General features: G+C 38.2%; 9 protein-coding genes. All 9 read left to right on the forward strand.

What is annotated here, in order from left to right:
- The first annotated feature begins 10 nt into the window (after positions 1–10).
- Positions 11–1,633 carry a hypothetical protein gene (locus AC58QO_RS30815; protein ID WP_497272352.1) on the forward strand — a complete coding sequence of 541 codons (1,623 nt, stop codon included), beginning with the start codon at positions 11–13 and terminating at the stop codon, positions 1,631–1,633.
- Positions 1,630–4,092 carry a phospholipase D-like domain-containing protein gene (locus AC58QO_RS30820; RefSeq protein WP_497272353.1) on the forward strand — a complete coding sequence of 821 codons (2,463 nt, stop codon included), beginning with the start codon at positions 1,630–1,632 and terminating at the stop codon, positions 4,090–4,092. The genes AC58QO_RS30815 and AC58QO_RS30820 overlap by 4 nt, the downstream gene beginning before the upstream one ends.
- Positions 4,093–4,207: 115 nt before the next feature.
- Positions 4,208–6,052 (forward strand): nuclease-related domain-containing DEAD/DEAH box helicase, encoded by a 1,845-nt coding sequence (locus tag AC58QO_RS30825; protein ID WP_497272355.1) that lies wholly within the window; start codon positions 4,208–4,210, stop codon positions 6,050–6,052.
- 144 nt (positions 6,053–6,196) lie between these two features.
- Entirely contained in the window at positions 6,197–7,507 is a 1,311-nt protein-coding gene (locus tag AC58QO_RS30830) for a hypothetical protein (RefSeq protein WP_497272357.1), read from the forward strand.
- Positions 7,491–9,512: an McrB family protein gene (locus AC58QO_RS30835; protein ID WP_497272359.1), complete on the forward strand. Its 2,022-nt coding sequence runs from the start codon at positions 7,491–7,493 to the stop codon at positions 9,510–9,512. The genes AC58QO_RS30830 and AC58QO_RS30835 overlap by 17 nt, the downstream gene beginning before the upstream one ends.
- Positions 9,496–11,361: a hypothetical protein gene (locus tag AC58QO_RS30840; protein WP_497272361.1), complete on the forward strand. Its 1,866-nt coding sequence runs from the start codon at positions 9,496–9,498 to the stop codon at positions 11,359–11,361. The genes AC58QO_RS30835 and AC58QO_RS30840 overlap by 17 nt, the downstream gene beginning before the upstream one ends.
- A gap of 417 nt (positions 11,362–11,778) precedes the next feature.
- Complete coding sequence (locus AC58QO_RS30845) at positions 11,779–11,961, forward strand: hypothetical protein (protein ID WP_497272363.1); 183 nt, start codon at positions 11,779–11,781, stop codon at positions 11,959–11,961.
- Between the two features lie 58 nt (positions 11,962–12,019).
- The gene (locus AC58QO_RS30850; protein ID WP_497272365.1) at positions 12,020–12,307 is read left to right on the forward strand and encodes a hypothetical protein; all 288 of its coding nucleotides are present in this window, start codon (positions 12,020–12,022) and stop codon (positions 12,305–12,307) included.
- Positions 12,308–12,422: 115 nt separating this feature from the next.
- Positions 12,423–12,935, forward strand: a complete 513-nt coding sequence (locus AC58QO_RS30855) for a protein NO VEIN domain-containing protein (protein WP_497272367.1) — start codon at positions 12,423–12,425, stop codon at positions 12,933–12,935.
- Positions 12,936–13,385: the final 450 nt, after the last annotated feature.

A 13,385-nucleotide genomic window follows, 5' to 3' on the forward strand; every position in this document is an offset into this window, starting at 1 on the left:
GCTGATATTCATGCGTATTATTCTTCAACGAAAAAGTGGTATTAAGGCGTTCGAAGCTGTATTAACGATCGAATCAATGACACGCAATCGACCAGATATGGTCGAGCTTCTTTTGTATATTAAAGACCAAGGCGGAATGGCCCGGGAACAAGATCTGCACAAAGTGATAGGTGATGAAGTTCCCGTTACGGTTGTGAAGGGAATTATCGAGCATTTAAAGGCAATAGGAATGCTAAAACCAAATGGCTCTATCTCAGGTAAAGGACGAGAGGTTGTTGAAACCGGACTCGTCCCCGTAGAGGAGAGAGGTCTGTTCACTCTGTACTTTATGGAGGATCCTATTCTTCAAGATCGCGTCATTCACTTTGAGAGAAGTGGAAGAAAAAGGCCAACATCGAATACGGTAGTGATGGAGGAATTGCGGTTTACTGGCAACAATTATGTTTCACTAATTGATAATAAAGCGTTTAAAGTCAAGCAATTCGATGGAAATCAAACCTTTGCAAATTTATCAGAAGAAAAGGGCACCTGCCGACTCCGCTGGGATATTGATATGAGTCGCACTAACATCTCACAATTTTCGATTACTGGTGAGCTAAAGAGCGGGGGAGTACAACCTTTCAGATCGGATACGTATATGGCTGATGTGTTAGAAGGCTTCGACATGAAGCGTTTCTTACAGAACATCATCGAATTAGTGAAGCGATCCGAAATGTCTTGGAATCCAGCTACGGAATGTCTAGAAGTTCCCATGTACAATTTGCCAGACCAAGATTATGTCAATTTAAATACTTCATTAAAAGTACCCGCCCTTACTAACTTTATAGGACTAGGAGAATTCGAAGCTTCAGAGTTGCAAGCCGTACCGATCGCTCCGAAAAATTCATCCGATGCGAGAAAGTGGCTCATGCTACTTGTCGCCAAGTTTTTGGGTAGAGGCTACAAAAGTGAAAGAGAATTATTGTTATACCTGGAAGAGTTGAAGGGTAAAAATGCATTTCGTAACTATCGGTATGTCATCGATTCGTTGACACCGGATGAAATGATCTGTGATTTAAGAGAATCAAATCACCAGCAGGCATACTGGAACTTGCAAACTCCTATTGATTTGTTCGTCGATATCGATGACCGTTTTGTAGTGAGACAAAGACAAATTGATCTTGCGGTTGGTCAGCAATTATCCATGTTGGGGTTAGTGAATCAGATCGTAGGCAGTGAACAACCAGATGTACTCGTATTTTCTTCAAAGTTCGTGAAAAATCAAGCGCAAATTAAGAAGTTTGAGCTCTTTCTTCAGGCTTTCCATGAATACGGCGTGCGTAAGGTCTTGCTGGTCACTAAAGAGTCTGTAACGATTCGGGATAGGTCTGTGGAAGTGGAAACGTACGACCATGTATATACAGGTAGTGTCCAACCGCACGACAGATATTTTGCCTTTCGCTCGAATGGGATCTGGCACAGGTATAAAATGACTGCTGAGCTCGACCAGTGCCGATATGACAGAATGCAAGATGCAGATATCCATACGCTAGGCACTTGGAATGATATTACTTTCATGGAGATTTTACCTGAAATATTTCCTGAGAAATTGAACGAGAGACTAAGCTTGGTAGAAGAGGTGCAATACTTATGACAACTTCGGGTGCAGTCCCAATGAAGATTTTTGAAGAAAATCAAACAAACCTCAGTTTGGTGCTTCAAGAGGTTTGGCAGAGAGAATCAACTTCCGTTTCATCCGACAACACGATGCCATTACTTGATACTATTCTGAGCCTCGTGAGACAAGCTACATCGTTTATTTGTATAAGTAGTAGTTCATCGTTGCCAAAAGTACTCATACAGGAAATACCGAAGCTTGCATTGAAGGGAATAAGGTTGTATCTACTCTTGGGTACGCCAGATGATACACTCGCAGAATTTACAGCCGATAAAGCTATTGTCCGGATTGATAATCAGGTAACAGGATTTCAAATTTTAATAGACCCACAAAAAGCGCTTGAAACTAAGAAGGGTTATTTCTTCGGATATAACTGTTTGGAATCGAATGCTAACGGAAGTAACTTTTTTGTATCATTGAATGGGGAACAGTTAAAGGAGGCATTTCATTACTTCGTCTGGAGATTTTGGGGTTCAACGGAGGAGCAGAGAGGTCGTAAACGATTACCTGCTGTTGAGTCTCGAGCGCCATTCGACGTTTATCCACTAATTCAACCTAGGGGATACTTTTATAACAATTGGAACACACAATACCTTACTAACAAGGCTATGGAACTTGCAAGGTCAGCAACTTCTCACATTCAAATAGGCTTGTCCCATTTTGGAATCAGCGAAGAGTTCATGGATATATTAGAAAAAAAATCTCAATTAGGTATTGATGTAAGTCTATACACTGATTTAAAGCACGATCATCGCTTTCTGAAAGAACTACCGCCTAACAGCAACTTTAGGATACATTCGCTCGAGGGGTTAACTAACTTCTTTTTATTAGCCGATGACCGTGAAGGGCTATTGCTCAGTGGGGCAAATCAAGATCAGCAGGAAACTGGAATTATGCTTAGTAGCCTTGAACTTCAGAATTTTCAATCGAGGTTGAAATCGTTGCAAGGGCGTATGTGGACCTTTAATAAACAAGTTACTTTAGGAGAATTGAAGTCGAATGAAATAATGTTCGAAACTTATGAGAATAACATTAACCTTACTCAAATTAAGGATTTAGAAATGATTGAACATGGAGTTTTGGAAACAGAAAACTTACGTAGCTATTTCGAGGGCTCTGTAAAACCAAAGTTCAAAGAGGATGGAACACTTGCAAGAACAATTGTTCATCGCTGGAAACTAGCTCCAAGGGTATTAGATGCCAAAGCAAAAAAGGATCCATTGTACGATTTATGGGAGAAGGAAAAAGGTGCATTTAAGAAACGGGTGCAAGATGTACTGGAATATGCGAGATCAGTTGCTAACGAGAAGCGTACTTTATTAAAATCATTGCTCGGTGTATTTTTTAATCGGGATACTCGTAATGATTTAGAGCGGACCATCAAGGAACTTGAAAGTACTACTATATCAATTGAAAACGGCTCTTTTGACTGGCAGACTGCGCCAACGTTATTAGAAAAAATGGATGAATATATTGCTCAGTTAAAGGAAGAGCAGATGGAATTGCATGAGCAAATAGAGCTTCAAGAGAAGAAGGATACATGGACGAAAGAACGGAAAGAATTGGAGTCCGATCAACAGCGAGTTGATTGGGAGATTATGCAGATTGAAAGCAAAAAAGCTATTATTTCAGAGGAGAAGGATCAAATGTCTCCCGAATTAACGGAGAAATACGAGGAGCTGGCAGCGCAACTTCAAGAAGTCAATGAGAGCATTTTACACATGGAAACCGAGCATGAAGAGTTTTTATCAGCTGTCAAAGCAGATAAAAAAGTATTAGAACTATGTGCATATCTAAATACAGAAATTAATAAGTTTAATAATCTTAGTAAGAATGATAAAAAGAAACACTTTACTGGTAAGGTTGGTCCTTATCTTTCAAGTGAACTGGAGAAAATAGATAAAGCTCATATTTATAACGAGATAACGGAAAGCAATAAAATTTCTGATGCTAAAGAAATGATGAAGTATTGCATGAAGCAGCTTGGGACCCACCAGGATCTACGAATGACACAACATGAAGGTATGCAACACGTAGTAGAGAAATATGAAGGATCGATTAAAGAGCGGCAGGAACTTGAAAAGAAAATGCAAGAAACGATAAAGAAGAATGCAAGTGGTAAGAACGAATTGATTAAGCAACTAGACCAACTTGATCGAGAGAAAAAGAAGTTTGAAAACGAATTGGTTCAAAATCAGAAGAAGCTTGAAAAGTTGGGTGATGAATTTCACTACACGCCACTTAGAAAAGATTTAAAACTTCCATTTCCAGTATCCGTTACAATTCGTTTTCCAACCGAGGTGTTACCTTTAACAGGAGAACTTTACCGCGTTGGTACTACTCGGCAATTAGCAATACGAACTCAGAATGAGTTGGAACTTGGTGAAAAGGAAGCAGTCCGGCTCGGTGCTGAGTTGCTGTTAAAGATAAGCTAATAAAAAACGTATCGAAAACATGCAAGGACCGTTTGGTGACAATCAATCCCGCGGTTCTTGCATGTTTTTATCAAGTATAGAAATTATGTGCTTTATTAAAGCGAGGAAACCTAATATGGCTATTTTTTCTCCTACTTTGGAACAGATTGAAACATTGAAGGTCCCACCTACGGCAGGCGAAAGGTCATTACTTAAAGCATTGGCAACCACATTAGATAACAGTTACGAGGTGTTCTTTCAACCCTGTCTTAATGGTGACAATCCCGACGTCATTGTGATGCGGAAAGGAGTGGGAGTATGGATATTAGAAGTAAAAGACTGGAACCTCGATTACTACTTTGTTAAACGTAATGGCGTTTGGGGACTTAAGAACCATAAAGGGTTCGTAAGTTCACCGGTGGAACAAGCGCGGGAATACAAAAATAATTTGTATGGGTTACATATTGAAGGGTTATTGGAAAAGAAAATTAATAATCGAAATTATTATTCCGTGATTCATTTTGCTGTATATTTTCACAATGAAACGGAGTCCCGGGCATCGAATTTTGTGGATCAAGAAAAAACAAGGGATCGTGCTTATTTTGATATTTTAGGTCATGACTCGCTCAATGAAGAGAGTTTACATAAGATCCTGCAGAAGCGACGACTAGATAAGCCCTCTGTATTGTTTACAAACGAACTGTACGAAAAATTTCTACGATACTTGTCCCCATCTGAACATGCGCTAGAAAATGGTGAGAGCATTACTTATACCAAACGGCAACAGGAATTATCTATAAGTAGGTCGGGGCAACAGAAAGTCAAGGGCGTCGCTGGTGCGGGAAAAACACTTGTGTTGGCAAAAAGAGCTGTTAATGCGCACAAACGAACAGGTGGTAATGTGCTTATTCTTACCTATAACCTTACGCTTGTTAATTATATCCATGATCAAATTAGTCGGGTACGAGAGCAGTTTAAGTGGAGTAGGTTTACAATCATTAACTATCATCAATTTTTTAAAAGCCAAAGTAATAACTATAACTTATTAGTCAGCAATTACACCGATTATGATAATGAGCATTTTTTTGAACAAGTAGCCGCAAAAATCACGAAATACGATGCTATTTTCATTGATGAAATCCAGGATTTTAAGCTGGAATGGCAGAAACTTGTCAAAAACTATTTCTTACAGCGCGGTGGTGAGTTTGTCGTTTTCGGAGACGAGAAGCAAAATATCTACGGTCGGGAGCTGGAGGATCGTAAAATAAGAACACTAATTTCAGGGAAATGGAACAGTCTCACGGAGACGCACCGATTATCCAATAAGGTATGTGAAATAGCGTCCAAGTTTCAGGACAAGTATCTTGTAACCAAATATGAGAAAGATGAGCTTAAGCCGGTTCAAATGCTTTTGGATTTTGATAATGGTTTTGATCATCAAGTTCACTATTATTACGCAGAGCGCTGCACATTGGAGCATGCAGAGAAGCTGTACTCACTGCTAGATGGCTTATCTCTGCACCCGAATGATATCGGGTTTTTAGCAGCGAACTACGACATTCTGCAAAAATTTGATCTATATATCAGAACTTATCGAAATGAGCGGACAACAACTACCTTCGAGGAAAAGGAAATGCATGATAAGTTGAAGGAGGAAGTAACTGATCCAATTTTGCTGAAAATGCAGTTAGATGAGCTCCGAAGGAGCAAGAAGATGAGCTTCTGGATGAATAGAGGTACAAGTAAGCTCTCTACAATTCATAGCTTTAAAGGTTGGGAGATTCGGAACCTGGTCCTGCTATTAGAACCAGGCACACGGGTCGATGAAGGTGGCGCTTCTATTGGAATGGATGAGTTAACATATACTGGACTTACTCGATGCAGAAAACATTTGATACTACTTAATTTTGGCAATGATGGTTACCATTCGTTTTTCATACAGAATCGACAACTCTTCGATCATATGGAGGATTCATGGTGAGTTGCGTTCTGAATTAAACAAATATGCATAGGAACTAAAAGGATTATTTTCCATAGGAACATACATTCCATGACAAACAGATGACCTACTCCTGTGATTTAATTAAAGTAACGGAATGAAAAATGAATCTTAAGGAGACACCACATGGCTACTAAAGTGAAGAACAACGAAGAGATTGAAATAATCAGCCAAGATGCTTGGTTGGAGATGATATATCAACTGCTGAATGAAAATGAACTGCGTAAAATCGCAACCATTATTCAGCCTCAAATTCAAGGTTTTACTTCGAAAAATCAGGGGAAGGCTCCATTAGCTATGCTTCGCAAGAAAACAATTGAGAAGCTCAGGCAAAATTTGAATGAATATATCTGGATGAAAAAGTGGTATGAACCCACGGCCATTAAAACGAAGGAGTCGAAAATAAATTTCGAAGATTTCTATCATAAATCTAGGATTGGAAATACGATTACACCAGCCGAGGCCATTGCATTAACCGGTATATTATATCCCGAGATATTCAATGACAACAAGGACAAAATTCAACAGAACATACAAGGAAAGAAGCATCCTCTGGAGGATCTAGGGACGAAGAAACTTGCTCCTAAAAGGCAGCTTCAATTAAAAGCATTAGCATGGGAAGATGCTTCAGCCAATGAAGAGTTTCGTTTGCTCATAAAAGAAAGTCTGGATCTGCAACTGGAAGTTGAAGGTAGCGTGAAAGACTGGATTCAAGAGAAAAATTCTGTGACAATCGGAGAACTTTCATATCTTGCTTCAACCAAAATGGATGAAATCAATAAATGGACTGAAGGGGAAAAAGCAGTTTTTTTTCAGATGGCATTTCATGATAGTCAAAAGGTACTTTGGAAGATGATCGAAGACCTCTTAAAAGAAAAAAGCGTGCTAGAAAAGGAAGACAAGGCACAAGAGAGAAAGCTAAAAAAGCTAGAGAAGCAAAACAGCGAAAGAGTAGAAGTAGAAACAGCGCTGAAGAGACAGATTACCGAATACGAGAAAAAGTTAGCTGATTCTGAAAAGGAATATAAAAAAATATATGCAGAGAAGCAAGCAGAGATCGAATGTCTTAAGCAACAATATGAATCGAAGGAGCAGGTCGCTGCTACCAAAGTAATAGAAGAACCTCATCTTGTTACGGAGTCCGAATTTGTACTGATTACACGTTTTAACCAAGACGAATATGCTAGTATGCTTCCAACTAGTCAAATTATCACTATTCATGATGTCTCTGACTTACTGGATTGTCAGTTTGAAGAAAACGTAAAATACATATTCATACATTCCGATTGTTTTACATCGCAAGAGCAATTTTACTTAGATGAGAACGTAGAACTCTTTGATCTGTCGTATAAATCGGTAAGCGGTAGTGCCACAGCAGTAACGAGACAAATCATCTACTACCTAGAAGGAGCCATTATCAATGAAATTAACGCGTGAACTTACGAGTGATATAGAAGCACGATTAAAGAAAGCCGTTTTCGTAGGAAGATTAACAACAGAAGAAGAAATGACGTATTCTATGCTTGAACCTGTAAAAGACGGAAATCAGGAATTCCTTATTTTTCATATTAAATGTTTGTCTGATATACCAGACGAAATCTCGCAGCATTTTGCTTATCAGAACAAAATTTTTCGCGGCAGCACGAGAAGCTCAAATAATTTACAGAAAATAAAGACTCAGCTTGTTTTCGATTTTGATCGATTAAAGCCAGAAGAACAGAGAAAAAAGCTACAACAAAGCTTAAAGAACAAACTTGTACTTTTCTCGTTATATTCAAGCAGTACGAATCTTTTCCTAGAAATTCTAAAGATTGAAGAGTTGAAGGATCAACTCATAGAGGATAAATATGAAATTATATCAGGGCCTCTTTTAGGTGTGAATGAAAAAGGAGGAGACTTTGATGAGCGACTTAAACAAAATCGGCCTTTTGTTTTGCCACATCATCCTGATTTATTCCGTAGTCCTTCACTTATTTATCTAGATAAAGTTCTTTATAGCAAAGGGAAAATGAAAACATCAGGCAACCCAACCACCTATTACTTGCAAAATCCGGATGAAGTCCGCTGTATGGAGGTCACGTCTGATTTCTTTAATAACGTGCTGCTCAGACATGGTGATCAAGTATACGTTGTTGCTTCGGGATATTTTCATAAGCTCCATAGAGAAATAGCGGCTAATGGTTTTCCTTTGCATGAAGCTAAGGATAAAAGGCTTGAGAGGAAAAAGAAACAACTATTAACGGGAAATACGAAGACAATAGAGCCAGAATCCAAAGTAATAGAACAAAACCGAAATAAAGTTGAGGCAGGAATTTTCATCGGTGAAACTAATGAGGCTTCATTTCTAAGCAATCTATCTGATAATTCACGTAATGAGGGGTTATATTTTGATCAAACCGACCTCGTGAATTTACATCTGAGCTTAAAAACAAATATGTTATCGATTATTGGAGGTATGTCTGGCACAGGAAAATCACAACTCGCGCTACTTTATGGAAAAACACTTGGACTTGAATATGGGAGACATATAAAATTATTACCTATTTCGCCTTCATATCATGAACCAGGAGATATATTGGGCTTCTTAAACCCAGGCACAGGTTTATATCAAGAGAGTGAAACTGGTCTTGTTAGTTTATTAATAGAAGCTGAGTCAAATCCTGAGCAAATGTATATGTGTATCTTTGATGAGATGAACTTAGCGCAGGTGGAGCATTGGTTTAGTCCGTTTATTTCATTACTAGAATTAGAAAAAAGCAAACGTAAACTTCAATTGTACCATTCACAAATTCAATGTAGGAATGCTTATCCGTCTGAAGTTATGATTGGAGATAATGTTATTTTTGTTGGTACGGTTAACTTTGATGAAACAACCAAAACATTTTCTCAGCGCCTTTTAGATAGAGCGAATGTCATTACACCACGAAAATTAAGCTTCAAGGAAGTTCGCGACATGCGGGAGCAACAAACACCTGGAACATATGTAGCTACTCACATATCGAAATCCATTTACCGAGATGGTTGGATGAGTAGTTTTGTAGGGGATATATCAGATTTGACTGACGACGAGATTGCACTTATGGACCATGTACATGACATTATGCAACAGGCAGACAGCCAACAGGGCATATCTTTTAGGGTGATACGTGCAATTGCACATTATTTAACCAATGTTCCTATTCTAGCAGATGGTTCAATGGCAGTAAGCCGCGGAACTGCTTTAGATATACAATTTAAGCAGCGGGTCTTATCCAAGATTACTGGAATGGAATCGACTATAGGGAGACTTGTTGGATTTTTTGAGGGCGAAGATTTTCAGGAAGGTTTGCTCGCCACTATTCTTCTATCTGCATCAAGTCAAAAAATTTCAACTTTCGAACATTCGATTCAGTTATTAAAGAAAAAGGCGAAAGAGTTGACGGTACATGGTTATGCTAACTGAGTTGCCTTTTCTCATTAACTTATGGGAAGGGGAAGGCTCGTCGGTTAGACGAATTGCCCTTGATAATCTCGCGTTGCAACAGACAAATATCACCCCAATTCAGATTACAGAAAATCTACAACTCAGTGTAGAGTTATCTGCTTGTGAAGATGAGGAAGAGGTTATTTTTCTTTGGGATCAATTAGTCAACCGTAATGAAACCACGCTGGAAAAACCGATTTTCCTTTCTTTGGAGAGTAAAAAGCACATTTTAGCACGGGGCTCAGAAGAATATCCTTGGCGCTGCGGCTTGTATCAGTATCGAGTTATTTTTAAGGGAATTATCTATTATGGAACATTTGAGATTGTACCTAGAAATGTAACAGAGGAACAAATGGTATCTATACATTTAACTTTGAATCAGATTTTGGAAGGCCTGGTTCAAGATTACTTGAAAATGAAAAGAGCAAGTGCAAATCCAAATGTACTCGAACAATACGCATCATGGAGGTATTTCACTTGGTATAGAGGAGTGGAAAAGCAGCTTCTTCAAGCTATAAAGGCCATTGAGTTGAATTTCGAAGTAGAACTAAAACAAGTCTATGTGATTGAGTCGACCGAACGCAAACAAACATTAATAAGTGCCCGTTGGCATGCATTAGGTAAAGGTGCCAAATACGAAGGGGTTAAGACTTTAAATCGGCGTATGGACCTTCATGCAGATTCCGAATATAATCGTCTAATTAAACACTGGGTAAAGTCGATATTGGTTACGATGGGAACAGTGATAACTCATCTGCAGTCAGATTACGATATCCTCTCTTTAAAGCACGATCGACTTGAAAATGTTATTGAACACGACGAAATGAATCTTCGAGAATTGAGACAACGAAAGGTTGTATCAAGGGTTCATTTGGACCAAATATCTAATACAATCTATGGAAATAAGCAGAATCTAAGTCAGATAGCTAATCAGCTAAGTGAACTTCAAAAGTTTCAGGAACGGTGCCAAATTGACCAAGGAGCATTAAGAAAATCGATCCATACGGCATTTTGGAGAGATGTTGCGGATCAAGCACCTCGTCGATTGTTACTTGGACAGCATCATGCTTATGGTGCAATTCATGAGATTTGGAAGTCTTCAACTTCGTGGAATAAAGTAGATCGTAATCATTCTAAAGAGTTGCTTGTACCAGTTGTTAAACCTACTTCACAATTGTACGAATACTATGTACTCTTTAAGACCATTGAAAGCTTTTGTTGTCTTGGGTTTGAATCACAACATGATACGATTACAGAGCAGTTAAAGAAAAGCTATTACCTAGGAGGCTTACAAGAAGGAACTACTGTAAGGCTGAAAAAGGATTCGAATATTCTTGTAATTACTTTTGACCATCAAGTAGAGAATGTTGAACAAATTGCTCTAGAGAAACAAACCCACTTTTTTAGTCCAGAAGCGAATCGAAGACCAGATATTCGCATTGATTTATATTCCGAACATTCAAATTCAGATGGGCCAAGATTTGTTTCTTCTTTAATTCTGGAAGTAAAGTATCGTCCTATTTGGAATATTTACTCGGACATAGGTTACACCGACACAATGCTGCAAATGTCTAAATACTTTATGATTCGGTATGTGAAAATGGAGAAAGTGATTAAAAGATACGAACGGACACCGATTCATAATGTAATATGTATCTATCCTGGAGATGAAGAAACAGAACCATTAATGGAAACGGGATGTGGGACGTTTCTTCAATTACATCCGGGTGAACAGGGTGACACCGTTGGACTGGATATGTTAGTTTATACTTTTCAAAAATGGCTAGATACGCTATCTTCTTTTAAGAAAAATAACATGAGAGGGTGATTTTCAGATGGAATAATTTATTACAGCTTCGGAAGAAGAATTGCTAGCTCAACAAGCAAGGAACGATGAAACAGAAGAATGTGATAGTTATACTTTCGATGAGGAACCGGAAGTCAGAATGTATAAGAACCACAAACAGCAGACTGGAATACCTCTGTTCAGTCTACGGTAGCAACGCAAGTAACTGCCTTGCGCATATTCTCCGGTACGCCTAAAGATAGAGAGGCATTATGGATCATTATGGCAAGAATAACTCAAAACTAAATTACATACTAATTAAAAAATAAAATGGAGGAATTGAAAGATATGGAAAAACATCCTGCACTAATATATTTGAGAACCATCGAGCGTTAAATTAAAGATGGTACGTTAAGGGATTACCACGGAATATCAGTTATGCACGAGGCTTTGGTTCGAGTGAAAGGTTTAGGGTCTGATTTCGAGTATGATTTTCCGGAAGCAAAAAGTGCAATTGACGCGCTGGGAAAACTAATGGAATCTGACAGTAGTTTTGATGCAGAAGGAATGTGCAAATGGTCGGAGCTCTATGTAACAAAATTTATAAATAATTTAGAAAAGACCGGAATAATAGGTGACTAGCTACTAAAGACAACAGATTCCAGTGACGTGTGAATATGCAGGGACGGTGGTAGAATCAATGAAAAATAAAATTGCCAACGTTGGTCATCATCCTTACCACCCATCAACGGGTCAAAGACGACCAATCGCTCAGATTGAAGGATATTGTATTATTGATACTTACTATTTATCAACGCCGCATGAACTAAATGGGGAGGGAATAACGTTCTTAAAAAGATATACCGACGAAGAATCTATTTTAAATAATGATATTCATGCAGGTTGGAACCATTACAAGGTTACTCTTAACGCGTTTGATAAACTAAAGGAACACTATGCAATTATGACCGAATCGTACGCTGAGTAATTTAATGAAAGATAGTTTAGTTAGAAAAGAACCCGATAACAGATGGAAGCGACTCATTTTTTGGAAGATATGAATATACATTTATCAGTAATCAATAAAAGGTGGGAATGAAACGTTGTCTGTTCAAAACATTCAGCAGTTATTGGGTGAGGTTGGAGAAAAAACGGTTTTATTGCAATTGCACGAAATTTGCAAGAGAGTTAACAGAAATAGCAAGGGTATAACGGAATGGCATGTTTATCCAAACCTTAACGAACTAGGTTATGATACAGTTCTTATAGACTTGAAAAATAAAAGAAAAATAAAAATCGAGGTGAAGACAAGACGCTTTATTTCTGGAAGTTCTACAATATTTCAATTAACCACGAATGAATATAGTTCGTGCGATTTAGTAATAGCATACCTATATGGAGCAGGCGTTTTTTTTGTCGTTCCACCCAGCGTCTTTAATCCAATCACCAACAAGAAAACACAGGCAGTTAATAAATATAGCCTTAACGTGACTGTTACGCAAACGTCAATCCAAACCACACCTTCTTCATCAAATAAAACGCAAATCATGACAACAGTTTCAATGCAACATCAGAGCCATCTAAATAATTGGAATGCCATTGAGAAATTGATGTAATTAGTGAAGGGACCAATGTATTCCGGTCTTATGAATCCTGAAAATGATAAATAACGCTTAATGATCTTATTCATACGAAGTAGTTTATTCCCAAGAGTTATTCCAGTCGATCAATAGGTAGCATAGTAGTTCACGACGATCTATGATTTTCTCTTCGTTTTCAGAACGTATAATGAATGAACATCACAACAAAATTGACAGTAACATGAAAGAATATTTAGACCATCTCGTCAAGGAGCTGGGGCGAATTCCAACAAAACCAAATGAATAAAAAGGCTGCAATCACCCACGGGAGGAACCGAGATGTTTGTAGTCTTTTTTTCTTGCTCCTACAGCTCCATTCCTAATATTCACTTCAATTTATCAATCCCTTTAATTTTGCGACGAGCTCATGTCTTTCAAGGATCTGTTTCTCATAGGCATCTAAAAGATCATTAATTCTTTGCTCAA

This window comes from Paenibacillus sp. J31R30, assembly GCF_059692115.1.

Coding starts and splice junctions, on each gene's coding strand:
- AC58QO_RS30820 (WP_497272353.1), top strand. CDS start 1,630: ATGACAACTTCGGGTGCAGTCCCAATGAAGATTTTTGAAGAAAATCAA.
- AC58QO_RS30840 (WP_497272361.1), top strand. CDS start 9,496: ATGGTTATGCTAACTGAGTTGCCTTTTCTCATTAACTTATGGGAAGGG.
- AC58QO_RS30830 (WP_497272357.1), top strand. CDS start 6,197: ATGGCTACTAAAGTGAAGAACAACGAAGAGATTGAAATAATCAGCCAA.
- AC58QO_RS30815 (WP_497272352.1), top strand. CDS start 11: ATGCGTATTATTCTTCAACGAAAAAGTGGTATTAAGGCGTTCGAAGCT.
- AC58QO_RS30835 (WP_497272359.1), top strand. CDS start 7,491: ATGAAATTAACGCGTGAACTTACGAGTGATATAGAAGCACGATTAAAG.
- AC58QO_RS30825 (WP_497272355.1), top strand. CDS start 4,208: ATGGCTATTTTTTCTCCTACTTTGGAACAGATTGAAACATTGAAGGTC.
- AC58QO_RS30850 (WP_497272365.1), top strand. CDS start 12,020: ATGAAAAATAAAATTGCCAACGTTGGTCATCATCCTTACCACCCATCA.